Below are 24,130 nucleotides of genomic sequence, written 5' to 3' on the forward strand. Positions count from 1 at the left end.
TCGTCAGCCAGTCCCACCATCCGCCGGTCAGCGAACAGTGAGCGTACTTGCGTACCGTCTCCGTGGATACCCTGAAGTTCGCTGGCACACGCGTGTTTGATGCGCCTTCCGCGCAGGCCGCAACGATCCGGGCCCGCTCCGCCACACGAGCTGGGACGTGCCACACAAGGCCGCCGTACCTCATGCGTGATGAACTGTGGCCCGGCTTCGAGACGTTGATCTCGTCTCGAACAAGAGAGTGGGAGGGACCGTGGACCTTGGTGGGGGGACGTGGCAGCGACTGACCGCCGTGGTGCTCGTCATGGCGGTGGCGGCCGGGTGTACGGGGCAGGGCGAAGGCGCGGGCGGCGGAAACGACGAAGACCTGCTGCGGAACCACGACTGGACGCAGATGCCGGGCACCACCGCGCGGAACGACATCCTGCGGGTCAGCGCATCGGATCGGCACATCGTGGAGCAGGACTCCTCCGGCGGCCAGCCCAACCCCCCGCTGAACCTGGCCGGCCCGCATCTTAGGTCCGATGGCGACTTCACCGTCACCGCGCGCATGTCCGGTGTGGGTGACGATGACGGCGACTCATGGCTGCGGCTGTACGGACGGGTACCGGTCATCTACGACGAGTGGCGGCAGGAGCGGCCCTCACTCCGCGTCGGCGTGACCGCCGACGGACAAGTGAAGGTACAGATATGGGACGGCGAGGGCGATGAGCCGGCCACCTCCAAGGATTTCGACTGCGGCTGCTCCGGGACGGTGACGCTCGCCGTGTCGAGCATCGGTGACACATTCCGCGTAAAAGCCGACGGGCGGCGGCTGGGAACCGTGCAGGACCCGGGGGTGTTCGCCGAGGGCACTGTCTGGTTCGGTCTGGAGGCGGACGCGGGCGAAGACGAGCGCCGCGAGGGATGGCGTCTGACGCAGCTGATCGCCCGGGCAGAGAGCGGTGACTCGCTCCGCGTGATCAAGGCGCCGCAGCTACGCCAGGAGCAGTCCGACGACTCGCTGCGTGCGCGGGCCGCAGACGTGGGGCGGCCGTTCGACGTCGGTGCCGCCCTGGCCGAGAACCCGCTGCTCACCGACTCACGCTACCGGGCGCTCGCGGGGAGCCAGTTCTCCATGCTCACTCCGGAGAACGCGTTCAAACCACAGTTCCTCCACCCACGCCGGGGCGTCTACGACTTCCGCGACGCGGACCTACTCGTACGCTTCGCCCGCGCAAACGACATGAAGGTGCACGCGCACACCCTCGTCTGGCACGAGGCTCTGCCCAACTGGATGCGGGAGAACGACGACCCCGAGGAGGTGCGCCGGACCATGCTCCGGCACATCGCCATGGTCGCCGGGCACTTCAAGGGAAAAGTCGCGGAATGGGATGTGGTCAACGAGCCCATGTCCGACGACGAGAAGAGCTACACCAACGGGGATCTCGGTCTGCGCTCCGAGCAGAGCCCGTGGTTCGAGGCCATGGGCGAGGAGTACATCGACGAGGCGTTCAGGGCGGCCCACCGGGCCGATCCGAAGGCACGACTGTTCCTCAACGAGTACGGGGTCGAGGAGGAAGGCGAGCGGTGGGACGCCCTCTACGATCTGGTCAAGCGGCTCAAGGAACGCGGCGTACCGATCGACGGCGTGGGTTTCCAGAACCATGAGTACGCACCCGGCGACCGCATCGACCCGGAGACCTTCCGCAGCCATGTGCGGGATCTGGCGGAGCTCGGGGTTCAGGCGCGGGTGTCGGAGATGGACGTCCCCATAGGTGAGGACGAGGAGGACGGGCGGCAGACCCAGGCTGATGAGATGGCGGGCAAGCTGCGGGTCTGCCTGGAGGAGCCGAACTGCACATCGTTCTCCACATGGGGATTCACCGACCGGTACGGTTCCACCGCCGACACCAAGATCTATCCTCCGCGCACGGCCGATTCCCTGCCGTGGGACGCGGCCCTGCGGCCGAAGCTGGCGTACGAGCGCCTGCTCGAGGCCTTTGACGAGGCGTGAGGAATCAAGGTGCGATCTCTCGGTTTGGTGTCGATGGTAGTGAGAGTCAAAGAGCGTCTTGTTCCGCCAGGGGCGTTTGATAAGGCGGCGAAGTTGAGTAGGTCACGGTCGCTCGAGAGGGTGGCACGTGGGAATCAATGCAGGTATGGAGAACGCCTTGTGGGACCGGCTGTCCGCGGAGGTCCGCCGGGAGGTGGACAGCCTCCTTTCGGCCGGTCGAAACGTGCAGGCCATTGCCCTGATGCGTGAGCATGCCGGCCTACCAACGCCGCATCTGCATGATTGCGTCGATGCAGTGGGCCAGCGATTCAGCGTATTGCGGCATAGGCCGGCGAGCTTGTGACGGTGCTTTACACCGCGGTCACGCGTGGCGCCAGTTCGAGGTCGATTCGCGAGTGAGCCTACGGCTCATGAGGTCGATCATGGCGAGGTGGACCATGGCTTCGGACCGGTGAGGGAGGGCCTCGTAGTCGCGGGCCAGGCGGCGGTGATGCATGAGCCAGCCGAGGGTCCGCTCGACAACCCAACGCCGCGGAATCACCTTGAAGCCCTTCTGGGCGGGATCGCGGCGAGTGACTTCCACATCAATGCCGAGGCGGGCACCATGGTCGATGACTTTGATCCGGTAGCCGTTGTCGACCCACGCTTTGGTGATGCGCGGGTGGTCAGCGGCGATGCTCGAAAGCACGTGAATGCCACCGGCATTGTCGGAGACGCTGGCGGCCGTAACCAGCACGGCCAGGAGGAGGCCGAGTGTGTCGACGCCGATGTGGCGTTTGCGGCCTGCGATCTTCTTGCCTGCGTCGATGCCCTGACCTGCCGCAGGCACGTTGGCGGAGGTCTTGATGCTCTGGGCGTCGAGCACGCAGGCGCTCGGCTCGGCGTCACGGCCTTCGGCTTCGCGGACGAGGCGTCGGAGCAGGCCGTTGAGATGGTCGAAGACCGCGTCAGACGGTTGCGGGGGCCCCGAGCATCGCGGAAGCCTCCTGGAACGCGCTGAGCGTGCGCGTTGGTGCAGCGGCTGGGGAACGGTCGCGGCAGGTGAAGCCGAGCTGGGTCATGGCCCGCAGGACTTCTCCGGTGCTGAAGTCGCGGCGGTCCTGGCGGGTGACGACCTGCCCGACCTGCTTGACGGGGTAGGTGCGACGGCCGACGATCACGGACGCCCCGAAGACTTCCTCGGGCTTGACGCCCTTCATCGATTCCAGGACGCCGCTCTTGGTGAGGTCGAAGGGGAAGCGGGCGATGACACAGCGCATGATGCCTCACAGGAGAAGAACGAGGGGATGGTTCTGCCGCGGTCGAGGCGGTTCAGCGGGCCAGGGCGAGGACGCCCAAGGCGTTGCCGTGTTCGTCGACCACGGGCAGGGCATCGAGGCGGCGGTAGCGCATCGCGTGCTCGGCTTCGGTCATCGTGGTCACGGGTGAGGCGAAGGGCCCCTGGTCTACGAGGATGTCCCGCAGCTGGACCCGGTCGGTGTACGCGGAGCTGTCGCGGACCGCGGTGAGCTGGGCCTGGGTGAGAAGTCCGGTGCACACGCCGTCGTTGTCGCAGACGAGCAGGTGTGAGGTGCGGGCGCTCGCCATGACGGACAGGGCCACCTCGACGGTCATGTCGTCGCAGACTTGCGGTCCGGCGGTCTCCATGGTGTCGGCCACTGTGGGCGCGGGGGCGGCGCCCGTCGAGCGGGGCTGCATCTGAACCATCGTCACAACGTGCCTCCTGCAGAGGTGGGCCAGATTCCTGAATCTGAACACGAAGTCCTTACGCCGCCGCGTTGAACGAGGACTGCCGGGTCATGCGCCGGGTGGCCGAGGCGGCGCTGCGTCGGCCGCGTGAGGACGAGGTGCTGCGCTGACGGCGCTCGGCGACCGGCGCGGTGATCGTCACGGGGATGCCGGAGGGCGTCTGGGCGCCGGTGATCTGGCTGAGTGCCTCTTCGCCGGCGCGGACCTGGGTGGTCTGGGGGATGATGCCGGCGGCGGTCATGAGACGGGTCATGTCGCGGCGCTGGTTGGGGGTGACCAGGGTGACGACGCTGCCGGACTCGCCGGCGCGCGCGGTGCGGCCGCCGCGGTGCAGGTAGTCCTTGTGGTCGGTCGGCGGGTCGACGTTGACGACCAGGTCGAGGTTGTCGACGTGGATGCCGCGGGCGGCGACGTTCGTGGCCACGAGCACGGTGACGTGCCCGGTCTTGAACTGGGTCAGGGTTCGGGTGCGCTGCGGCTGTGACTTGCCGCCGTGCAGGGCAGCGGCCCGCACCCCGCTGTTGAGCAGGTCCTGCGTCAACCGGTCGACGGCGTGCTTGGTGTCCAGGAACATGATCACCCGGCCTTCGCGCGCCGCGATCTGTGTCGTCGTCCAGTGCTTGTCCGCGCCGTGGACGTGCAGCACGTGGTGCTCCATTGTGCTGACCGCACCCGCGGACGGGTCGACGGAGTGGACGACCGGGTCGGTGAGGTAGCGGCGGACCAGGCGGTCGACGTTGCGGTCGAGGGTGGCGGAGAACAGCATGCGCTGGCCCTCGGGGCGGACCTGGTCCAGGAGCGCGGTGACCTGGGGCATGAAGCCCATGTCGGCCATCTGGTCCGCCTCGTCCAGGACAGTGATGGCGACCTGGTTCAGCCGGCACTCCCCGCGGTCGATGAGGTCCTTGAGCCGTCCCGGCGTCGCGACGACGACCTCGGCACCGCTGCGCAGCGCGTTGGCCTGCCTGCCGATCGACATTCCTCCCACGACCGTGGCAAGACGCAGCTGCACCGAGCGGGCGTAGGGGGTGAGTGCGTCGGTCACCTGCTGGGCCAGCTCACGCGTCGGCACGAGGACCAGGGCCAGCGGCTGGCGGGCCTCGGCGCGTTGTCCGGCGGTACGGGCCAGCAAGGCCAGGCCGAAGGCGAGGGTCTTGCCGGAACCGGTGCGCCCGCGGCCCAGGGCGTCGCGGCCCGCGAGGGTGTTGGGCAGGGTCGCGCCCTGGATCGGGAACGGGACGCTCACGCCTTGCGCGGTCAGCGCGGCCAGCAGCTGCTTGGGCATGTCGAGGTCGGCGAACGCCTCGACCGCGGGCAGCGCGGGAGTGATCGTCTCCGGCAGGGCGAACTCGCCCTGCACCGCTGCGGGCCGCCGGCCGTAGCCGCCCGAACGGCTCGGACCCCCTGAACGGCTCGGGGCGGATGATCCGAAACGGCTGCCCCGCTTCGAACCGGCGCTGGAACCGAAAGCGGGGCCGTCGCCACGACTGCGGCGGGAGGAGCGGTCATTGGTACGTGCGGAGTTCATTGAGAACCTTCCTTGATACGGCACGTATCAAGGAATTCCCGCAGCGGAAGCAGCGCGGGGAATCACAAGAACGGACCGAATGGACGCGAAATGAATATGGAGTGCAGTAGATCTGGTGCGGATTGCATCGACGAATTTCTGACGCCACATGGACGTGAAATCCCGAGCGCCTACCGGTTGCGCTTTGGACGAGGCGCGTGTCCCTGGGTGAGGGGCCACGGACGCCTCTCGTCCCGCAGGTCGCACCACTGCGGGAAATATCCGTAGCTGGGGCCCGCACCCCGAGGGATGCGGGCCCCAGCTACGAAGTGCGCGTCAGCGTCAGGCGAGGACGATGTTCTCGGCCGTCGGGCCCTTCTGGCCCGCCGCGATGTCGAAGGTGACCTTCTGGCCTTCGAGCAGCTCGCGGAAGCCCTGGGCGGCGATGTTCGAGAAGTGGGCGAATACGTCGGCGCCCCCACCGTCCTGCTCGATGAAGCCGAAACCCTTGGCTGCGTTGAACCACTTCACAGTGCCTGACGCCATGTCATATCTCCTCTTGGGCAGTACGCCGGGACCCGCGATGCACGGATACCGGGTCGCCGCGATGATGCCCCGTCCGGAAAATGACCGGCAATACGAAAACGCCGCCAGCGGCTGAAAATTCCGATGAAGGCGCTTGAAGTTTTTGGGAACCACAACTGCAACTGAGATCGACAGTAGCATGAGATGGCGGGCGGAGTGCGGTAAATGGCTCCGTCCTGCTGATTGCAGCAAAAACACTTTGCGCGCGACGTGTCAAACCCTCACTTCGCGACCATAGATATTGACCCACCCGAAGCGCAGCGTTTCAGGAACAGCGATCGCCGTTAAGCGCTCAAGAGAGCTCGTATTCCGGCGGAGATTTCCAGCCCGGCGGCCGCTGGTGGGGCGGGCGGGCAGGCCGGGAGGCATGCAGTGACGTGGCGGTCAGCAGGTGGCCAGGGAAATGGCGATGTAGTGCGCGGCGAAGGCTGCCACGGTCAACGCGTGGAACACCTCGTGGAAGCCGAACCAGCGGGGGAAGGGGTCGGGCCGTTGGAGGGCGTAGACAACCGCGCCCGCGCTGTAGAGAAGACCGCCGGCCACGATCAGGGTGAGGACGGCCACCCCGCCGGTGTGCGAGAAGCCGGGCAGGTAGCGCACCGGCGCCCAGCCCAGGGCCAGGTAGCACGGGGTGTACAGCCGGCGCGGGGCTCCGACCCACAGGGCCCGGAACCGATGCCGGCCAACGCCCCCGTCCCCACGATCCACACTAGGAGACTCACAGGACAGCCTTTGCAGAGGCCGGCCCGAAAACCAGGCGCCGCCTCGGCCGGGCGTGGGCTCCCTCGCGGCGGGTGGACGCCGGTGCGGCTCCCAGGTCCCGCCAATTGGGCCGCCCTGATCCGAGTAGCGCCACTGGTCCTGGGGAACGATCAGGGCTTCCGAACTGGCATCTCCGCTCGCCTACCCGCAAGGATCGCCGATGCTTCCTGAGGTCCGCCCCCACGTGTCCGCCCCGCTCGCAAACCAGTTGGAACACCAATTGGGCCTCGCTTCCGACCTCGAAGCCCGGCATCTCGATGTGGAGCGTGTCGCCGGCATCGCGGTCGTCGCGGCTGCCCACTCCGGTGGCTACGCGTCCATCGGCCATCTCCTCGGGTTGCTGGCCGCGCTCCCTGCTCCCACCGAGGCAGGCGAACGCTTCTGGTCGGACCTGTGGAGGTCCTCGGGCACCGCCTACCTGCTACCCGCCAACATCAAGGCCGAGGTGGTGCAAGCCCTGACAGGCGAAGGAACCGCCCTGGCCCGACAGATCCTCTCGGCTGTCGATGAGATGACCCCGCCCCAACGCGTCGCGGCCGGGGAGGTGATCGGTCGAGCGCTCGTCGAGTCCGACCATCTCCCCGACCTCAAGACACAGGTCATCGGAGAACTGTGGCTCCGCGATCTCGAACTCACCGCCTGGCGCGTCCTGCACGCCGACCGCAGGTCGGACGATTCTGCTGGACGGAAAGCCTTCCTCGAAGCCTGGACGAGCGTCTGAACGTCTGCTCCGCCAAACCGCACGACAGCCGCACCGGGCATGCGGCGCCCCAGCCGCGCCACGCGGCCCCGGCCTCGTATCCCTACTCATCCGGCCTGGTGCTCCTGTCCCTTCCGAGCCCCACCCTCGTCGCCGGCGACCAGGAGCGCAGCGTCGTCGCTTCCAGTCTCGGCGACGGTTGAACGCTCTCAGCCGACCCCGGTCCTGTCTGTGACAGGTCCTCTCCCCGCCAGAGAGAGGGACCCACTGCCGGCTGACAGCACCGCCCGCACGGACCCGGCAGCTACCGGACGCGGCCGTGTCTCAAGCCATCCAGCCGATGTACGCCTCCCGCAACATGCGCAAGGCGGAGATGGTCGCCTGGTTCCAGCAGCACAGCAGCACAGCAGCACAGCAGCACAGCAGCACAGCAGAACGCCCACGCCGAAGGCGTGGGCGAAGGGGAATTTCCGAACCATGACAGCTGACGCAGGCGCTGCACGCCCGTACACCCTGTCATCTGAGGCAATGCCCACGCACTGCCTCAGGCTGCGGGTGGTTTGGATGCTTCGGCGGCGAGGCGGTGTTCGGCGTTGATGCGCTGGGCTTCTTCGAGTTGGTCTTCGAGGATGATGATGCGGCAGGCGGCCTCGACGGGGGTGCCGTGGTCGACGAGTTCGCGGGCGCGGGCGGCGATGCGCAGTTGGTAGCGGGAGTAGCGGCGATGTCCGCCTGCGGAGCGCAGCGGGGTGATGAGGCGGGCTTCGCCTACGGCGCGGAGGAAGCCCTGGGTGGTGCCGAGCATCTCGGCGGCCCGGCCCATGGTGTAGGCGGGGTAGTCGTCGTCGTCGAGACGCCCGAACGAGTCGTCTGCTGTCATTGCACCTCTCTGCGGAACGCGTGGAGGGGCCCTGGTGCCGTACCGGCACCAGGGCCCCGAAGGAACTGCTACACCATCTGCCGGCCCTACTGTTGCGCCGGTCTCATGTTTCCGCGGACCCGACCTGAACACTGCCGGGGATGCGGGGATCGCGAATGCGTGACCGGAGACCACCTCACTATCGATGTCCTGCGGTACCCGGACCCACTACTCGGCCGGGCGATCCTGATGGCGCGGGCTCCTCCGTTCTTCCCTCTGATCAATCACTTGCGAAACCGGTACTGCTGGTGGCCTGGAACAAGCGCCAGCCTTCGGCAGCCAGCCCCGTCGCCCGTCCTGCATCTGCTCTGGCTTAGAACCCCACTGCCGAACTTCCCGGTACGCGCGCCCGCAGTCAGACGCCTTTACCGGGGAACCACAGGAAAACTGCACTGCGGGTACTGCGGTCCTGCTCATGGCGGCCCCTGATCACTGCGGGCCCCCCGGTCCGGCCGTCAGTCCCGTCGCCGTCCTGCAACAACCCTGGCTTCGGAACTCCACCGCCGCACCGTCCTGCGTACTGCTGCCCGGCAGTTCATTTCTGCCGGACCCTTCTTGATCTCGTCTACGAGAGAAACCATAACTGGCCCGTCACCCAATGTCTACTCCAGCCAACACAGATTTTCGTGGGTCTGGCTGCGAGGTAGTCGCCCACGCACAACAACGAACAAGCACACCCCTGGCCCCTGCGGCTGGGCAGCCGCTCCGGTCGGCGCACTTGCGTCTCGTCGCGGATCGCAGCACCTCATCCGGCTTCACTCGCGATCGGCACCGCACCCCGAAGACCGGCCCGGCGCGGTTAGTGGGTCCAGGACCTGGCAGGGCGCCGGCCCGATCCGCCACGGCTTCTCCGTGTGAGGGGGTGGGCTTTCCAGTACGGCTGGGTGTGCTTTCGGCGATGACCTGCGGTCGTCCCTGGCCGGCCGGGCCGCCGCGTCGGTCACGGCGGATCGCCACGTACAGAGCAGCACCCGGCTACCACGTCCTCAGATGCCTCCTGAAGCCGAATCACGCTGCACCGTGGCACTGCAAGGCTCTGGGAGACGTCAGAACGTGCGGCATCTTGAGCGTCGGCTTGCAAGCGGCGAAGGGCCACTGCCTCACCGCGCCCTGTTCGCCGGGGCGGCTGGGACGGGCTGCTTGAGCGCGGTGAGCGTCCAACGGTTCGTCCCGTAGTCTCCGTGCCGGTTTCTCCTGTCCGGGGCGCCGCGCTCTTCGAGGTTCCTCAGGTGGTAGATGACGGACGCCGGGCTGTTCATCCCGATCTCCCGCGCTGGCTGCCGCACGGACAGTGCCTCGCCGCGGTCCTGGATGGAGTGGCGGATCGCGCGGAGGATCTCCTCTTCGCGCGCCGTCGGGTGTTGCGGCCGCCGGTTTTGCAAAGCTGGCGGTGCCACGAGGTGGAGCGCTTCCGTCCGTCCTGGCCGCCAGGCAGTCACCGGCTTCCTTACGCACAACGGCACACGGATTCAAGGCTTCGCGTGGGCAGGAAGTCGCAGCTCGCAGGCATCGAATACGTCGGCGCGGCAGGCCAGAGTGCTGCCCGTCCAGCAGGGGTTGCGCGGCTAACCGCCACCCCCGTCAACCTGCCTGCGCAACCCCGCCGCCCTCGACGCTGTCCCTGCCCGCGGCTCAGCCCGCAAGGGGCGACACACCAGCGCCCTGGACGCGCTGGTCGTCGAGTTCCAGCCCCTCCGCCGACGCCGTCCCCGGCCGGCTGTCCTGGACCGCCAGGCAGGACGGCACGCCCGAGGAGCGGCTCGACGTGCTGCACGCCTGGCTGGTGGAGGACCTGCCCGGCGGCCGGGTCCGCATCCTGACCCAGGAGACCCAGCTCGGGCAGCCCGCGGCCGCCCTCGCGGGCGAGCGGCCGAACCCGATGCTCAACGGCCACCAGGCGTGGCTGGACGGCCTGGTCGCTGCGGCGTCGAAGTAGGTTGAGGCCATGACAGACGAACTGACCGTGAGCGTCCTCGGCACCGGCATCATGGGCGCCGCGATGGCCCGCAACCTCGCCCGGGCGGGTCACACCGTCCGCGCCTGGAACCGCACCCGAGCCAAGGCCGAGCCGCTCACCGCCGACGGCGTCCAGGTCGTCGACAGCCCCGCCGAGGCGGTCGAGGGTGCGGATGTCGTCCTCACCATGCTCTACGACGGTCCCGCCGCCCTGGAGGTCATGCGCGAGGCCGTGCCCGGCCTGCGCGCCGGAGCGGCCTGGGTGCAGTCGACGACCGCCGGGACCGGAGCCATCGGCGACCTGGCATCCTTTGCGCTCGCACATGACCTCGTCTTCTTCGACGCGCCCGTCCTGGGCACCCGGCAACCCGCCGAGGCAGGTCAGCTCACCGTGCTGGCGGCGGGCCCGAGCGAGCACCGCGACGCGGTGGCGCCGGTGTTCGACGCGGTGGGCGCGCGGACGGTGTGGACGGGCGAGGACGGCGGCGAGGGGAGCGCGACGCGCCTGAAGCTGGTGGCCAACAGCTGGGTCATCGCGGCCACCGCCGCGGCCGGCGAGGTCCTCGCCCTGTCGCAGTCCCTGGATGTCGACCCGAACGCGTTCTTCGAGCTGATCGCGGGTGGCCCGCTCGACATGGGGTACCTGAAGGCGAAGACCGGTCTGATCCTCGACGACCGGCTCTCGCCCGCACAGTTCGCGGTCGCGACGGCGGCGAAGGACGCGCGGCTGATCGTCGAGGCCGGCCGTGAGCACGGCGTCCGCCTGGACGTGGCGGCGGCGAGTGCCGAGCGTCTGGAGCGGGCCGCCGCCCAGGGCCACGGCGACGAGGACATGGCCGCCGCCTACTTCGCCAGCTTCGACAAGAACGCCTGAACCTCGAGACACCCGAACCTCGAGACACCCGAGCCGCGAGACACCCGAACCGCGAGGAGATCCCGTGTCCAAGCCCCCGCTGCCGCCCGAGGCCGTCGAACTGCTGGGCCGCGCCAACCCCTGTGTGATGGCGACCCTGCGTTCCGACGGAGCCCCCGTCTCCACCCCCACCTGGTACGTCTGGGAGGACGGGCGCGTCCTGATCAGCCTGGACGAGAGCCGGGTCCGCCTCCAGCACCTGCGCCGCGACCCGCGCCTGACCCTCACCGTCCTCGACTCCGACGACTGGTACACGCACGTCACCCTGATCGGGCGGGTGGCCGAGCTGCACGAGGACGAAGGCCTGGCGGACATCGACCGCATCTCCACCCACTACACGGGCAAGCCCTACCCCGACCGGGTCCGCTCCCGTGTCAGCGCCTGGATCGAGATCGACCGCTGGCACGGCTGGGGCGCCCTGAAGGACAGCGACCAGGCGTCCACCTGAGCGTCCCGCCGCCGGACCCGGCGTTCAGCGCCACTCGACGCCGAAGGCCCGCCCCGGGTTCTCCGCCAGGATCCGCGCCACCAGCTCCTCACCCACGGCGAGCGCCAGCCGTGGCCGGACCCGGCGCAACAGATACGGCATCCCGGGACCGCCGTCGACCGAGCGGGCCGCGGCCGTCGTGGTGTCGCCGCCGAGCAGCAGCCGGTCGCCGAAACCGGCATCGGCCAGGGCCCGTACGGCGTCCGGCATCCGCCAGTCGGTGGCGTGGTGGGCGCGTGACGGGCCGTCGAAGGCGAGCCAGCAGCCCGCCTCGGCGGCCTGCCGGTGCACCACCCCGTCGGGCGCCCGGTTGAGGTGCCCGAGGATCACCCGGTGCGGGGGCACGCCCAACTCCCCGCACAGCAGGTCGACCACGTCGAGGGCGCCGGTACCCAGCTCCAGATGGACGGCGATCGGCGCGTCCGTCGCGTGATGCGCCTCGGCCGCGGCGGCCATGGTCCAGCGGGTGTGCGCGTCGAGGGCGTGGAACCCGCCCGCGACCTTGACCAGCCCGGCGCGGACCCCCGACGTCCCGATGCCCTCGGTCAGTTCGGTCACGAACAGCTCGGCGAGCCGGTGCCGCAGCCCGTCGAGCGTCGCCTCGTCGTAGTGGACGTCCTGGTGCAGCCCCGTCGCGGTCACGACCTGTACCCCCGCCTCCCGGGACAGCGGGGGCAGATCCGCCGCGCGCCGCCCGAGACCGTACGGCGTCCACTGCACGACGGCGTCACCGCCCTGCGCGCGGAACGCCGCGAGCTCGGCACGCGCCGCGGAGCGGCTGTTCAGCTCCTGACCGGGCAGCCGGGGACTGCCGAAGAACAGGTGGTCGTGCGCGTCGCACACGCCGAGCCGCTCCGCCGGCAGGTCCCCGAGCACGGTCCGCACGGCGTTCACCACTGCCGGCCCGCGGGCAGGGCGGTCCGCCCCGGCGCCGACAGGTGCAGCACCTGGAACAGGTCGCCGTCGGCCTTGGGCGTGTCGTGCGCCCAGAGCGAGAAGTGAACCCTCTCCCAGCGGCTCGTGTCGACCGCCGCCGCCGCGAGCACCGCGCCCTCCTCCCGCGCCAGCCGCCCCACCTCGTCCGCCGCGTCCCGCGCCGTCTCGGACAGCGCCACCCCGTCCGGGACCGGCTCGCGCCGTCGTACGGCGAACAGGGCGGGGGAACCGGCGGCGACGCCCTCCTCGTGGGCCAGACCGGTCCACTGACGGACCGTCGGACGCCCGAAGTCGTCACTCAGGCCCTGGAAGCCGCCTCCCCAGAGGAAGGCGTTCATGCCCTCCACGGTGTTCCAGAGATAGAAGGGCGCGTACTGGTTGACCGGCGAACCGTGTACCCCGCGTTCGCGCAGCAGGTACGCCTTGAGGCCCAGGCCCTCCCAGTCGTCGAGCAGATGCCCGACACGGGACACGCGCGCGTGGATGACGCCCATGTCGTAGTCGGCGGGCAGCGTGAGCTCGTACTGCATGGCGTGCATCGGGTCTCCTAGTCGGCCGGACGGGGCGCGAGCAGCGACAGCAGCCCGCGGACAGCCGCGTCGAAGGCGGTCGGTGAACCGGACGCGCGGGCCAGCACGTAACCGCCCTGGACGGTCGCGACGACGGTGGCGGCGATCGCCTCGCCGTCCAGCCCGGCCCCGAACTGCCCCTGTTCCTTCCCCTCTTCGACGAGGTGCGCGATCCGTTCACGGATCCGGTCGATCGTCTCGTCGACGGGCTCGCGCAGCTCGTCGCTCGCGATCACCTCCGGATCCATCGTCAGCCGCCCGATGGGGCAGCCGCGCAGCACGTCCCGCTCGCGTGTCAGGTACGCCTCGATGCGCTCGTACGGCGTGCCCGGCCCGTCGAGTACTCCCTCGGCGGTAGCCCGCATCTCGTCGGCGGTCCGCCGGATCGCCGCCAGGGCGAGGTCGGGCTTGCCCTTGAAGTGGTGGTACATGCTGCCCTGCCCGGCGCCGGCGCGCTCCAGGATCGCCTTGGGGCTGGTCCCCACGTAACCGCGCTCCCAGAGCAGCTCCCGGGTGGACTCGATCAGCCGCTCCGAAGTGCTCATGACCCGACTGTACATACTGGTAGTTACAGAAGTCGAGCCCCACGGAACAGCCCTCAGGGAGCAGCCGCAACACGCGCGCCTACTCCCGGCGAGGTACGCGCACTGCCGCTGGCCGTACGACGACCCGGACCCCCTCCCGGCGGGACTCTCGAGGCATCACGCAGACCCACTGAGGAGATGACCCGAGATGAACACCCTGGCGAACTGGGACGGTGGCGGACCCGGCCCGTGGATCCTGTTCTTCCCGCTGATCTGGGCGGCCGTCGTCGTGGGCGTCGTCACGCTCCTGCGCCGCACGGTGTGGCGGGGCCGCCGCGGTCCGTGGAGTGCGGCCGCCGCCCCTCGGCCCGCCGGCGACTCGCCCCTCGCCGTCCTCGGCCGTCGCTTCGCCTCCGGTGAGATCGACGAGGACGAGTACTGGCGTCGGCTGTCCGTCCTGGACGAGCAGTTCGGCCGCACGGGCAAGGGCGGTGCGGCATGAGCACCGCGACGGCCACCACGGCCACGCGCAACGCCGCGCGGGTCGTCGACGCCGTGAAGGTCTACGGCGTCGGCGACACCGCCGTGCGGGCCCTGGACGGGGTGAACGTGGCCTTTCCGGCCGGTCGGTTCACCGCGATCATGGGCCCGTCGGGCTCGGGCAAGTCCACCCTGATGCACTGCGCCGCCGGGCTGGACACCCTCACCTCGGGCACCGCGTACATCGGCGACACCGAACTGCGCACGCTCGACGACCGTCGCCTCACCCTTCTGCGCCGCGACCGGGTCGGGTTCGTCTTCCAGGCGTACAACCTGGTGCCGACCCTGACCGTCGAGGAGAACATCCGGCTGCCGCGGGACCTGGCGGGCCGGCGGGGCGAGTCGGAGTGGATCGACGCCCTCGTGGACGTCGTCGGGCTGCGCGACCGGCTCCACCACCGGCCCGCCGAACTCTCCGGCGGCCAGCAGCAACGCGTCGCCGTGGCACGGGCGTTCGCCGGGAGACCGGACGTCGTCTTCGCCGACGAGCCCACCGGCAACCTCGACTCCCGCGCCGGGGGAGAGGTGCTCGGGCTCCTCGCCCGCACCGTACGCCGGACCGGTCGCACGGTCGTCATGGTCACCCACGACCCGGTCGCGGCGGCCCACGCCGACGAGGTCGTCTTCCTCGCCGACGGACGGCTCGTGGACCGGATGGAGTCCCCGACCGCCGACCGCGTCCTGGACCGCATGAAAGCCTTCGAGGTGCCGTCATGAACGCGTCCCTGCGCCTCAGCCTCTCGTCCCTGCGCGCCCACCGGCGCCGCTTCGCCGGAACCTTCCTCGCCGTCTTCCTCGGCGTGGCCTTCCTGGCCGGAACGCTGGTCATGGGGGACACCCTGCGCGCCGGCTTCGACTCGATGTTCGGCAACGCGACCGCGGGCACCGACGCCGTCGTGCGCGGCGCCGACACCATCACCACCCCCGGCGAGAGCCAGGGCGTGCGACAGCCCGTCCCCACGGACCTGGCCGGCACCGTCGAGGCCGTCCCCGGCGTCGCGGCCGTCGCCCCCGACATCCAGGGCGCGGGACAACTCGTCGGCAGTGACGGCAAACCGATCGGCGGCCAGGGCCCGCCCACCCTCGCCGGCAACTGGATCCCGGACACGCAGCTCAACCCCTACCGGCTCGCGGAGGGCCGCGCACCGGCCCGGTCCGGCGAGGTCGTCGTCAACCGGGGCACCGCCGACAAGGGCGGCCTGAGGGTCGGCGACACCACCACGCTGCGCACCCCAGACCCCGTGCGCGTGACGATCGTCGGACTCGCGACCTTCGGCGGCGAGGACGGCATGGCCCAGGTGACCTTCACCGGTATGACCCGCGCCGACGCCGAGAAGTACCTCACCGCCAGGCCCGGCCGGGCGACGAGCATCGTCGTGCGCGCCGACCCGGGAGTGAGCCAGGCGGAACTCGTCGACCGGCTGACTCCCGTACTGCCCGAGGGCGTCGAGGCCATCACCGGTCAGGAGTCCGCGCAGGAGAACACCGACATGATCGCCAGCCAGTTCCTGACGATCTTCACCACGTTCCTGCTGGTGTTCTCCGGTGTGGCCCTGCTGGTCGCGACCTTCTCCATCCACAACACGTTCGCGATCGTCGTGGCCCAACGCGCGCGGGAGAACGCCCTGTTGCGCGCCCTCGGCGCCTCCCGCCGCCAGGTCACCGAGGCCACGCTCGTCGAGGCCGCCGCGGTCGCCGTGACCGCTTCGGCCGCCGGACTCGCCGGCGGCATCGGTATCGCCGCCGGTCTCCAGGCCCTGTTCCCGGCCATCGGATTCCCCTTCCCCGAGGGCGACCTGGTGATCGGCGCCCTGTCGCTGACCGTCCCCCTCGTGGTCGGCGTCCTGGTCTGCCTGGGGTCCGCGTTGCTGCCCGCCGTGCGCGCCGGCCGCACCGCCCCACTGGCCGCGCTGCGCGAGACGGCCGTGGACTCCTCGGGCGCCTCCCGTCCGCGCGCCGTCACCGGCGCGGGCCTGCTCGCCCTCGCCGTCGCGGCGACCCTCACCGGCGTCCTGGTCACGCCGTCCGTGTGGCTGGCGGGAGGCGGGGCCGTCCTGGCCCTGATCGCCTTCGTCGTGCTCGGTCCGGTCGCAGCCGGCACGGCCGTACGCGTCCTCGGCAGCCCTCTGGACCGGCTGCGGGGCGTCACCGGGGGCCTCGCCCGCCGCAACGCCCTGCGCAGCCCGAAGCGGACGGCGGCCACCGCCGGCGCCCTGATGATCGGCGTCGCCGTGGTCTCCCTCTTCACCGTGTTCGGGGCCTCCCTCAAGGCGACCATGGACCAGACCGTCTCCCGTTCCTTCGCGGGCGACCTAGCCGTCAGCACCCCTTCGTTCGGCGCGGGCGGCAGCGGACTCAGCCCCCGGCTCGCACCGGCCCTCGGCAAGCTGCCCGAGGTGGACACGGCCGTCGGACTCGGCCGCGGAGTCGCGGAAGTCGACGGGAAGGGGCGGGCGTTGACCGTCACCGACCCGGTGGCACTGCGCCGCACCTTCGACCTCGGCACCGTCCGGGGCGACCTGGGGGCCCTCGGGACCGACGGCATCGCGATCACCCGGCAGGAGGCCGACCGCAGGCATCTGACCACCGGTGACACCACCCGGCTCGCCTTCGCCGACGGCGACGAGAGGACGTTCACCGTGCGTGCCGTCTACGGCCGCTCCGAACTCGCCGGCGACTACGTCATCACCCGCGCGGCCTGGGCCCCGCACCGCACCCAGGACGCCGACACGCTGCTCGCGGTCTCCTTCGCGGACGGCGTGAGCGCGGCCGAGGGCAAGGCCGCCGTGGAGAAGGTCGCGGCCCTCTACGGCAACCCCGAGGTGCAGACCCGCGACGAGTACGCGCAGTCCTCGGCCGGCGGCATCGACATGATGCTCACCCTGGTCTACGCCCTGCTCGCCCTCGCGGTCCTCATCGCCCTGCTGGGTATCGCCAACACGCTGACCCTGGCGATCCACGAACGCACCCGCGAGCTCGGCCTGCTCCGCGCCGTCGGTCAGACCCGGAACCAGCTGCGGGCCATGGTCCGCTGGGAGTCGGTCCTGGTCGCCGCGTTCGGCACGGTGGGCGGCCTGGCCCTCGGCGCCTTCCTCGGCTGGGTGCTCGTCCGGGCCTCCGACGGGTCGAGCGACAGCGCCTTCGCCTTCGCGCTGCCGCCCGCGCGACTCGCCGTGGTGGCCCTGGTGGGCATCGCCGCCGGAGTCCTCGCCGGGCTGCGTCCGGCCCGGCGCGCGGCACACCTGGACGTGCTGCGGGCCATCGCCACCCAGTGACGTACACCCGGACGGCGTACGCCTCAGGGACCGGTCACCGTGGCCCGGGGCGACGGACGCCCCCAAGGTGACGTCACCGCCCGGTCAGCCGACGACGGCCGACCGGGCGGGGGCATGTGCGGGCCGCAGGTCGTCGACGGAGACGACCTCCGTGAACCGCGGCGGGACCTGCTCCCTGGGCGTACGACGCGGCGGCCGCGCCGACAGCTCCCGCGTGGCGACGGGGGCCGGCAGCGTGAACCACACGACCTTGCCGGACTCGCCGTCCGGCCGGGCACCCCAGCTCTCGCTCACCGCCGCCACCATGGCCAGGCCGCGCCCGCAGGTGGCGAGCTTCTCGTCGTCGACGACCCCCACGACCGGCAGGCGCGGGTCGTGGTCACGCACGGAGACGGTGAGCCGGTCGAGCAGCAGCTCCATCTCCACGACGCACATCTTGTCGGGCTGCGCGTGCAGGTGGACGTTGGTCAACAGCTCCGTCACACCGAGCGCGGCGCGGTCTATGAGTGGATCCATATGCCAGTAGCGCAACTGCGCCGATACGATTCTGCGGACCTGGCCGATCCGCGACGGCAGGGCCTGAAGCTCGACCGTGCAGTGCCTGTTCGGGTTGGTGATCACGGCTGCGACTCCCCGACTTAGGTCCGGAAGAACACGGGATTCGGATCGAGCAGGGCGTCTGCGCAAGGCGGCCGCCTGCTGTCGTGGCCGGCGGGCTGGTTCGCAGCGTTATCGCCGGTAAACCCAGAGTGACGTGAGACCAGAGTGACGCAGTGGCCGCAGGGCCGCAACTCGCGTCGGCCAGGCCACCCGTTCGGCCTCGGGCGCGGTACGTCGGGGCCGGCTCAGCCGCCGCGCCCCGCCGCCCTGCGCACGGCCTCGATGAAGCGGCGCGCCGCGGGCGGCCCCGGTTCGCCGGGCGCCGGGTCGTGGTCGCCGAGCGTCAGCAGATACCGCTTGCCGTTGAGGTCGGCCAGTGCCCGGTCCTCCGGCGCGAACCAGGGCCTGGAGGCGCGGACCGCCTGCACGGGCGCGCTGTCGATCTCGCTGCCGTAGCTGGTCAGCAACTCCAGCCTGCCGTCGCTGATCCGGACCTGGCCGGCTCGGGTGAGCGAACGCAGCCGCTTGCCGATGCGCACGCCCGTAGCCGTGAACTCCGGCTCCGCCATGCCTCCCCGCCCCCTTGTGTGCCTGGGCGAGCCGAACCGTGCACCCGCGTGGGTCGTGATCCAGCCCGCGTCGTGATCGAACCCGTCCTCGGTCCAGTGTGCGCCCCCGTCCGGGTCCCGCGTCCGGACCGGCGTCATCACCCCGCCCGGACCTTCGCCCGACCCGGTGCAGTCTGCCCGCGCACGGCGTCGAGCACCAGTGCGCACGACGCCTCGGCGCTACCCGTCCGGAGCATTCGCGGGAATGCGCCCCCGCGCCCCCAAAGCCGCCCCCCAGGGCCGCCTTTGAGGCTCTCAAAGGTGTGTTTATGCAGGTGAGAAGCGTGTGGCTGGTGCTTATGATCGGTGTGTCGGCCGCGCGGACCACCGTCGGCGCGAAGCCTGAAGGAGCCCCGCCGTGACCACCCCCCAGCACAGCAGGACCGGCGCCACCCTCGACGTCGACCGCAGCGACACCGCCTACCGCGACTGGCTGAAAGAAGCCGTCCGCAAGGTCCAGGCCGACGCCAACCGCTCGGCCGACACCCATCTGCTGCGCTTCCCGCTCCCCGAGAAGTGGGGCATCGACCTGTATCTCAAGGACGAGTCGACCCACCCCACCGGCAGCCTCAAGCACCGACTCGCCCGCTCGCTCTTCCTCTACGGCCTGTGCAACGGCTGGATCCGGCCGGGCCGCCCGGTGATCGAGGCGTCCAGCGGTTCGACGGCCGTCTCCGAGGCGTACTTCGCCAAGCTGATCGGCGTGCCCTTCATCGCGGTCATGCCGCGCACGACGAGCGCCGAGAAGATCCGCCTGATCGAGTTCCACGGCGGCCAGTGCCACTTCGTCGACGACTCCCGCACGATGTACGAGGAGTCCGCCCGCCTCGCGGCGGACAGCGGCGGTCACTACATGGACCAGTTCACCTACGCCGAACGGGCCACGGACTGGCGCGGGAACAACAACATCGCCGAATCCATCTTCCGCCAACTGGAGTGGGAGCGGTTCCCGGAGCCCGCCTGGATCGTGGCCACGGCCGGCACCGGCGGCACCTCCGCGACCCTCGCCCGGTACGTCCACTACACGCGGCGCAACACCCGCATCTGCGTCGCCGACCCGGAGAACTCGTGCTTCTTCGAGGGCTGGACCACCGGCGATCCGGACGTCACCTGCGACTGCGGCTCACGCATCGAGGGCATCGGCCGGCCGCGCATGGAACCCAGCTTCGTGCCCGGCGCCGTCGACCGGATGATGAAGGTCCCGGACGCGGCCAGCGTCGCCGCCGTACGCGCCCTGGAACGGGCCATCGGCCGCAAGGCGGGCGGCTCGACCGGCACCGGACTGTGGAGCGCGCTGAAGATCGTCGCCGAGATGGTGGCCGACGGACACCGCGGCAGCGTCGTCACCCTGCTGTGCGACCCGGGCGACCGCTACCTCGACAAGTACTACTCCGACACCTGGCTCGCCGAGCAGGGCCTGGACATCGCCCCGTACACCGCCGCGATCGAATCGCTGCTGGCCACGGGCGTGTGGCCGGCCTGACCTCCGGCACGCGCCGCCCGAGCGGACGGTCCGGAGCCCTTACGGGGTGAGCCGGCGGTCCAGTTTCGTCACCGCGTCCCGGAACGACCGCCCCAGACCGGCCCGCGCCAGCCGCAGGAACGTCCGGAACGCCGCGTTGCCGTCGGCGGCGAACGTCCACTGCACCCGCGTCCCCGCCCCGGCCGGCGCCAGCCGCCACTCCTCGACCAGCGCCCGGACGCCCGGCGCGTTGGTCACGTCCACGCGGTAGGCGTACAGCTCCGGCTCCTTCGCCACGAGCACCGTCTCGCGGAAACGCGTGCCGCCCCTGAGCCGTACGTCGCGCCCCGCACCGTCGTCCAGGGGCTGGACGGACCTCACGGCCGGGAACCACTCCGCCCAGCCGGACACGTCCTCGGCGAGAGCGCGGAAGACCAGCTCAGGGGGAGCGGACACCTCCCGAGCGAAAACCAGCCGTACCGGAGCGGTCTCGACGAACGCGAGTCCTTCGGGGCGCAATCGGTGAGCCATGCGCGCAACCTCCTCAGGGCGAGGAAACGGGTGCGTCACCCTAGCCGCAGGCCCTTCAGATGTCTGTACCCTCACCGGGCTCGCCCGCGACCACCAGCCGCCGCAGGTGCTCGGAGACCTCCGCGCGCGCCGCCTCCGGCAGCCCCGCGTCCGTCACCAGCGTGTCGACCTGCTCCAGCGCCGCGAACGAACTCAGGCCCACCACACCCCACTTGGTGTGGTCCGCGACCACCACCACCCGGCGCGCCGACTGCACCAGGCGCCGGTTGGTCTCGGCCTCCGCGAGGTTCGGCGTCGACAGACCGGCCTCGGCCGATATCCCGTGCACACCGAGGAACAGCACGTCGAAGTGGAGCGCCGCGATGGCCTGGTCGGCGACCGGACCCACCAGCGAGTCGGACGGCGTGCGCACCCCGCCGGTCAGCACGACCGTGGCCGCGCCCTGGCGGGGGCCCGAGGTGCGCTGCGCCACGTGGAAGACGTCGGCCACGCGCACCGAGTTGGTCACCACGGTCAGATCCGGCACGTCCACCAGATGATGCGCCAGCGCGTACGTCGTCGTACCGCCCGACAGCGCGATCGCGCTGCCCGGGGCGACGAGTTCCGCCGCCGCCTTCGCGATGTCCTCCTTGGCGGTCAGCTCCAGGCCCGACTTCGCCTCGAAGCCCGGCTCGTGGGTGCTCGCCTCCACGACCGGCACCGCACCGCCGTGCACCTTCTCCAGGACACCCTGCCGCGCCAGCGCGTCGAGGTCGCGGCGCACCGTCATGTCCGACACGCCGAGCTTGCGGGTCAGCTCGTTGACCCGTACGCCGCCCCGGCGGCGTACCTCGTCCAGGATCAGGGCGCGGCGCTGCTCCGCGAGGAGGTTCTGATTCTCACTCACGTACGCTCCGGTCCTTTCCCTCAGCCCGTCCGACAGGCCCGCTCACCTGCTCCGACGAGGCCATTCTCGCCGATTCCGGTGCGGGGGCGTCCCATCCTCGCACGGCTTGCTCACAGCTGGTCCACCACCCCGACGCGTGCATGCCACTCACGTGTGGCGTGGGCGTTCCCCGCCCGCTCCGGGGAGGTTCCGTGACGGGAGGTGTATCAGCCCTTCGAAGTGGCGATCCTTATGTCCGCGCGGACACATGTCGAAGGCGTGTCACGGGGGAAGTGCGAACAGTGGAACGTGCCTCAGCGGACAGAACGGCCCTGGAACTCCTGGTCCACGGCGTGGGTGGCGCCACGCCCGAGAAGATGCTCAACGATCCGCGCACGGTGCGGATCACCGGCGACGACACCGCGGCCGTGTTCCGGCGCGCCGACGACGTCACCGCGGACACCGGCCCCGCCGACGACCGCGGCCGCGACGCCCCGGTTCCCGAGGCCTATGTGTGGTCCAACCTCACCTCCGGCAACGGCACCCGCGCCCTGTGGCTCCTGCTGCTGCCGTTCATGGTCGTCAACCTCGCCCACTGGATGCGCCCCGCCGCACGGGAGGGCGTTCGCGCGGTGCGGCTGTACGGGCTGCTCGTGCGGCTCGCGGCACTGAGCCTGACGGTGCTGCTCGTCGCCGCGGCCTGCGAGGTCGCCCTCGACCTGACCGCCTGGCAGTGCGCGGGCACGACCGCGTGCGCCGAGCGTCACTCCTGGCTGGGCTTCCTCTCCCCGGCGGTCTCCGACGGCGGCTGGTGGAGCCTGCCGGGCCGCCGGCTCGCCCTCGCCGCCCTGGTCCCGACCGCCCTCGTCGGTCTCCTGTGGTACCTGTCCCACCGCACCTGGCGGGCGTACGAGTCCCAGGAGCCCCTCGACCGCGCCTTCGAACCCGAGAACGGCCCCGGTCACACCGCACTCGGCCGGCCCGGCTTCTGGTACGGGCGCCGGCTGGTGGCGCGCCTGCGCGCGGCCCACACCGCGGCGGGACTGCTGACGGTGGCCGCGGCCGTCGGCACGGCGGCCGTGCGCCAGGACCGCCGACCCGGCGGCCCCGCCCTCCTCGACTGGCTCGGCCGGTTGCTGGAGGCGTCCCTGGTGGCGGGCGCGCTCGCCACGGTGTGGGTGGTGTGCCGCCGGGGCCGCAGCGAGCACCGCCTCGACCGCCGCGTCGACGCGCACCTCGTCCACCGGCTGCCCCTGGCCGCCCTCGTCCTGCTCGCCCTCACCCTGGTGTACGCCGGGTGGCAGCGCCCCGGCTGGCACTCCGAGGGCCGGCTCCCCGGCGACGCGACCTTCGGCGCTCTCGCCCTCGCCCAGGGCGCCCTGGTGATCACCCTCGCGGTCGTCGCCCGCGTCCTGCACCACTGCCCACGCGAGCGCTCCGCGCCGGCGGACCCGAGCGGCGCCACTGCCGTCGAGCGGGTTCAACTCGTCCAGCAGGAGCGCTGCGCCCTGCGCGGGCTCGGGGGGCCCGCGGTCGCGATGCTGGCCTGCGCGCTCGGCGGAGTGATGTCCGGCGGGGTGTCGCAACGAGTCTCGGACTGGCTGGACGGCACGGGGACCTTCCTCGACGGACCGCCCGTGCTCCTGACCTGGCAGGCGTCCGTCATCCCCGTGCTGCTCGTCGTCCTGCTGGCGCTGTGCGCACTGCTCGGACGGCAGACCTGGCTGCTCACCCGGGCCGAGCAGGACGCGGTGGGCCGCGCGTACGGGGTCGGACCCGGCGACCCGGCCCGCACCCGTCGCATCGCCCGAGCCCGCGCGATGGCCACGCTCACCGACCGTGGCCCGCTCCTCGTCGCCGTCGTCTCCACCGCGACGCTGCTCCTGGGCGCGGGCGCGCTCGTCGGCGCCTTCGGCACCGGGAAGACCCCGGTCCGTGCCACGGACGGTGCCCAGGCCTTCGTCCACGGCGCCGCCCAGACCGCTCAGGCCATGGGCTCCTGGCTCATAGGGCTCGGCTTCGTCCTCTTCGTCACCTGGGGCCGCCGCGCCTACAAGGACGCCTCCGCGCGGCGCACGATCGGCATCCTCTGGGACGTCGGCACCTTCTGGCCGCGGGCCGCGCACCCCTTCGCCCCGCCCTGCTACGCGGAACGCGCGGTCCCCGACCTGACCTGGCGGATGGCCGGTTGGACGCGCGCCACGGGCGGACGTCTGGTGATCTCCGGTCACTCCCAGGGCAGCGTCCTCGCGGCCGCCGCGGCCTGGCAGCTGAAACCCTCCGACCGCAAGCGGGTCGCCCTGCTCACCTACGGCTCCCCGATCGAGCGCCTCTACGGCCGCTGGTTCCCGGCCCACTTCGGCCCGGCCGCGCTCGCCGCCCTGCACGAGGACATCGCCTGCTGGCGCAACCTGTACCGGCTCACCGACCCCATCGGCGGCCCGGTCCGGCTGTCCGGGGACGACTGCGGCCCCCAGGTGGACCGCGAGCCCCTCGCGGACCCGCTGGCGTACGGCCGCACCGAGGAACACCCGCTGCCCGCGCCCGTCCTTGGCCACTCCGAATACCAGGCCGACCCGGCGTTCGCAGAGGAACGCGAGATGCTGCTGGGACGGCTGCGACCGGAGCTGCCCCAGCAGCGCACCTGAG

At 71.0% G+C, this 24,130-nt stretch carries 23 protein-coding genes and 2 pseudogenes; 10 read left to right on the forward strand and 15 right to left on the reverse strand.

Features of this window, described 5'->3' with window-relative positions; genetic code table 11:
• Positions 1–250: 250 nt before the first annotated feature.
• Positions 251–1,993 carry an endo-1,4-beta-xylanase gene (locus OG933_RS38225; RefSeq protein ID WP_405631570.1) on the forward strand — a complete coding sequence of 581 codons (1,743 nt, stop codon included), beginning with the start codon at positions 251–253 and terminating at the stop codon, positions 1,991–1,993.
• 361 nt (positions 1,994–2,354) lie between these two features.
• Here OG933_RS38225 and OG933_RS38230 read toward each other — a convergent pair.
• The 6 genes and pseudogenes from OG933_RS38230 to OG933_RS38255 form a co-directional block, all read right to left on the reverse strand.
• Positions 2,355–2,942: pseudogene (locus OG933_RS38230) on the reverse strand (IS5 family transposase); the annotation flags it as partial.
• Positions 2,941–3,252, reverse strand: coding sequence for an SCO5918 family protein (locus OG933_RS38235; protein WP_362521259.1), 312 nt, complete (start codon positions 3,250–3,252; stop codon positions 2,941–2,943). The gene OG933_RS38235 and the pseudogene OG933_RS38230, both read right to left, overlap by 2 nt.
• Before the next feature lie 52 nt (positions 3,253–3,304).
• Positions 3,305–3,706 carry a CBS domain-containing protein gene (locus tag OG933_RS38240; protein ID WP_362521263.1) on the reverse strand — a complete coding sequence of 134 codons (402 nt, stop codon included), beginning with the start codon at positions 3,704–3,706 and terminating at the stop codon, positions 3,305–3,307.
• A gap of 52 nt (positions 3,707–3,758) precedes the next feature.
• Positions 3,759–5,270 carry a DEAD/DEAH box helicase gene (locus OG933_RS38245; RefSeq protein WP_362521265.1) on the reverse strand — a complete coding sequence of 504 codons (1,512 nt, stop codon included), beginning with the start codon at positions 5,268–5,270 and terminating at the stop codon, positions 3,759–3,761.
• A gap of 321 nt (positions 5,271–5,591) precedes the next feature.
• A complete protein-coding gene (locus tag OG933_RS38250; RefSeq protein ID WP_007387007.1) occupies positions 5,592–5,795 on the reverse strand; it encodes a cold-shock protein in 204 nt (67 codons plus the stop codon).
• Positions 5,796–6,218: 423 nt separating this feature from the next.
• A pseudogene (locus tag OG933_RS38255) lies at positions 6,219–6,553 on the reverse strand (hemolysin III family protein); the annotation flags it as partial.
• Positions 6,554–6,780: 227 nt separating this feature from the next.
• Here OG933_RS38255 and OG933_RS38260 point away from each other — a divergent pair.
• Positions 6,781–7,317 (forward strand): hypothetical protein, encoded by a 537-nt coding sequence (locus OG933_RS38260; protein WP_405631574.1) that lies wholly within the window; start codon positions 6,781–6,783, stop codon positions 7,315–7,317.
• A gap of 523 nt (positions 7,318–7,840) precedes the next feature.
• On the opposite strand, the gene OG933_RS38265 is transcribed toward OG933_RS38260, so the two are convergent.
• Together OG933_RS38265 and OG933_RS38270 are read right to left on the reverse strand one after the other, a co-directional pair.
• Complete coding sequence (locus OG933_RS38265) at positions 7,841–8,176, reverse strand: MerR family transcriptional regulator (RefSeq protein ID WP_362521271.1); 336 nt, start codon at positions 8,174–8,176, stop codon at positions 7,841–7,843.
• Between the two features lie 1,139 nt (positions 8,177–9,315).
• Complete coding sequence (locus OG933_RS38270) at positions 9,316–9,678, reverse strand: hypothetical protein (RefSeq protein ID WP_405631576.1); 363 nt, start codon at positions 9,676–9,678, stop codon at positions 9,316–9,318.
• Between the two features lie 302 nt (positions 9,679–9,980).
• Here OG933_RS38270 and OG933_RS38275 point away from each other — a divergent pair, with 302 nt between their 5' ends.
• The 3 genes from OG933_RS38275 (at position 9,981) to OG933_RS38285 (ending at position 11,532) form a co-directional block, all read left to right on the forward strand.
• Positions 9,981–10,151 carry a hypothetical protein gene (locus OG933_RS38275; RefSeq protein WP_362521276.1) on the forward strand — a complete coding sequence of 57 codons (171 nt, stop codon included), beginning with the start codon at positions 9,981–9,983 and terminating at the stop codon, positions 10,149–10,151.
• A gap of 9 nt (positions 10,152–10,160) precedes the next feature.
• Positions 10,161–11,045: an NAD(P)-dependent oxidoreductase gene (locus OG933_RS38280; RefSeq protein ID WP_405631578.1), complete on the forward strand. Its 885-nt coding sequence runs from the start codon at positions 10,161–10,163 to the stop codon at positions 11,043–11,045.
• Between the two features lie 64 nt (positions 11,046–11,109).
• On the forward strand, positions 11,110–11,532 hold the full coding sequence (locus tag OG933_RS38285; protein WP_362521282.1) for a PPOX class F420-dependent oxidoreductase: 423 nt from the start codon (positions 11,110–11,112) through the stop codon (positions 11,530–11,532).
• 24 nt (positions 11,533–11,556) lie between these two features.
• On the opposite strand, the gene OG933_RS38290 is transcribed toward OG933_RS38285, so the two are convergent.
• The 3 genes from OG933_RS38290 to OG933_RS38300 are packed head-to-tail and all read right to left on the reverse strand — an operon-like array spanning position 11,557 to position 13,621.
• Positions 11,557–12,465 (reverse strand): phosphotriesterase, encoded by a 909-nt coding sequence (locus OG933_RS38290; RefSeq protein WP_405631581.1) that lies wholly within the window; start codon positions 12,463–12,465, stop codon positions 11,557–11,559.
• A complete protein-coding gene (locus OG933_RS38295) occupies positions 12,462–13,046 on the reverse strand; it encodes a DUF4865 family protein (protein ID WP_405631584.1) in 585 nt (194 codons plus the stop codon). The genes OG933_RS38290 and OG933_RS38295 overlap by 4 nt, the downstream gene beginning before the upstream one ends.
• An 8-nt stretch (positions 13,047–13,054) precedes the next feature.
• Positions 13,055–13,621, reverse strand: coding sequence for a TetR/AcrR family transcriptional regulator (locus tag OG933_RS38300; RefSeq protein WP_405631585.1), 567 nt, complete (start codon positions 13,619–13,621; stop codon positions 13,055–13,057).
• 187 nt (positions 13,622–13,808) lie between these two features.
• On the opposite strand from OG933_RS38300, the gene OG933_RS38305 reads away from it, so the two are divergent.
• From OG933_RS38305 to OG933_RS38315, 3 genes are read left to right on the forward strand one after another with little or no spacing between them, the layout of a single operon-like run.
• Positions 13,809–14,102: an SHOCT domain-containing protein gene (locus tag OG933_RS38305; RefSeq protein ID WP_405631588.1), complete on the forward strand. Its 294-nt coding sequence runs from the start codon at positions 13,809–13,811 to the stop codon at positions 14,100–14,102.
• Positions 14,099–14,857 carry an ABC transporter ATP-binding protein gene (locus OG933_RS38310; RefSeq protein ID WP_405631590.1) on the forward strand — a complete coding sequence of 253 codons (759 nt, stop codon included), beginning with the start codon at positions 14,099–14,101 and terminating at the stop codon, positions 14,855–14,857. The genes OG933_RS38305 and OG933_RS38310 overlap by 4 nt, the downstream gene beginning before the upstream one ends.
• On the forward strand, positions 14,854–17,415 hold the full coding sequence (locus OG933_RS38315) for an ABC transporter permease (protein ID WP_405631591.1): 2,562 nt from the start codon (positions 14,854–14,856) through the stop codon (positions 17,413–17,415). The genes OG933_RS38310 and OG933_RS38315 overlap by 4 nt, the downstream gene beginning before the upstream one ends.
• A gap of 84 nt (positions 17,416–17,499) precedes the next feature.
• Here the strand turns inward: OG933_RS38315 and OG933_RS38320 are convergent, their stop codons facing one another.
• Together OG933_RS38320 and OG933_RS38325 are read right to left on the reverse strand one after the other, a co-directional pair.
• Complete coding sequence (locus tag OG933_RS38320) at positions 17,500–18,036, reverse strand: ATP-binding protein (protein WP_362521299.1); 537 nt, start codon at positions 18,034–18,036, stop codon at positions 17,500–17,502.
• 224 nt (positions 18,037–18,260) lie between these two features.
• A complete protein-coding gene (locus OG933_RS38325; RefSeq protein ID WP_054240675.1) occupies positions 18,261–18,584 on the reverse strand; it encodes a hypothetical protein in 324 nt (107 codons plus the stop codon).
• 397 nt (positions 18,585–18,981) lie between these two features.
• On the opposite strand from OG933_RS38325, the gene OG933_RS38330 reads away from it, so the two are divergent.
• Positions 18,982–20,106: a PLP-dependent cysteine synthase family protein gene (locus OG933_RS38330; RefSeq protein ID WP_362521302.1), complete on the forward strand. Its 1,125-nt coding sequence runs from the start codon at positions 18,982–18,984 to the stop codon at positions 20,104–20,106.
• Between the two features lie 39 nt (positions 20,107–20,145).
• Here the strand turns inward: OG933_RS38330 and OG933_RS38335 are convergent, their stop codons facing one another.
• Together OG933_RS38335 and OG933_RS38340 are read right to left on the reverse strand one after the other, a co-directional pair.
• Positions 20,146–20,616: an SRPBCC family protein gene (locus tag OG933_RS38335; protein ID WP_362521304.1), complete on the reverse strand. Its 471-nt coding sequence runs from the start codon at positions 20,614–20,616 to the stop codon at positions 20,146–20,148.
• 55 nt (positions 20,617–20,671) lie between these two features.
• Positions 20,672–21,502 (reverse strand): DeoR/GlpR family DNA-binding transcription regulator, encoded by an 831-nt coding sequence (locus OG933_RS38340; RefSeq protein WP_020125979.1) that lies wholly within the window; start codon positions 21,500–21,502, stop codon positions 20,672–20,674.
• A 281-nt stretch (positions 21,503–21,783) separates the two neighbouring features.
• Between OG933_RS38340 and OG933_RS38345 the strand changes: the two genes are divergently transcribed.
• On the forward strand, positions 21,784–24,129 hold the full coding sequence (locus OG933_RS38345) for a hypothetical protein (protein WP_405631593.1): 2,346 nt from the start codon (positions 21,784–21,786) through the stop codon (positions 24,127–24,129).
• Position 24,130 lies beyond the last annotated feature (1 nt).

It is taken from the genome of Streptomyces sp. NBC_00016, from assembly GCF_045040885.1.
GTDB lineage: Bacteria > Actinomycetota > Actinomycetes > Streptomycetales > Streptomycetaceae > Streptomyces > Streptomyces coriariae.

Excerpts from the sequence above, each read along its gene's own strand:
- OG933_RS38235 (WP_362521259.1), bottom strand. The coding sequence starts at position 3,252 with ATGCGCTGTGTCATCGCCCGCTTCCCCTTCGACCTCACCAAGAGCGGC.
- OG933_RS38245 (WP_362521265.1), bottom strand. The coding sequence starts at position 5,270 with ATGAACTCCGCACGTACCAATGACCGCTCCTCCCGCCGCAGTCGTGGC.
- OG933_RS38250 (WP_007387007.1), bottom strand. The coding sequence starts at position 5,795 with ATGGCGTCAGGCACTGTGAAGTGGTTCAACGCAGCCAAGGGTTTCGGC.
- OG933_RS38265 (WP_362521271.1), bottom strand. The coding sequence starts at position 8,176 with ATGACAGCAGACGACTCGTTCGGGCGTCTCGACGACGACGACTACCCC.
- OG933_RS38280 (WP_405631578.1), top strand. The coding sequence starts at position 10,161 with ATGACAGACGAACTGACCGTGAGCGTCCTCGGCACCGGCATCATGGGC.
- OG933_RS38295 (WP_405631584.1), bottom strand. The coding sequence starts at position 13,046 with ATGCACGCCATGCAGTACGAGCTCACGCTGCCCGCCGACTACGACATG.
- OG933_RS38300 (WP_405631585.1), bottom strand. The coding sequence starts at position 13,621 with ATGAGCACTTCGGAGCGGCTGATCGAGTCCACCCGGGAGCTGCTCTGG.
- OG933_RS38305 (WP_405631588.1), top strand. The coding sequence starts at position 13,809 with ATGAACACCCTGGCGAACTGGGACGGTGGCGGACCCGGCCCGTGGATC.
- OG933_RS38310 (WP_405631590.1), top strand. The coding sequence starts at position 14,099 with ATGAGCACCGCGACGGCCACCACGGCCACGCGCAACGCCGCGCGGGTC.
- OG933_RS38315 (WP_405631591.1), top strand. The coding sequence starts at position 14,854 with ATGAACGCGTCCCTGCGCCTCAGCCTCTCGTCCCTGCGCGCCCACCGG.
- OG933_RS38325 (WP_054240675.1), bottom strand. The coding sequence starts at position 18,584 with ATGGCGGAGCCGGAGTTCACGGCTACGGGCGTGCGCATCGGCAAGCGG.
- OG933_RS38335 (WP_362521304.1), bottom strand. The coding sequence starts at position 20,616 with ATGGCTCACCGATTGCGCCCCGAAGGACTCGCGTTCGTCGAGACCGCT.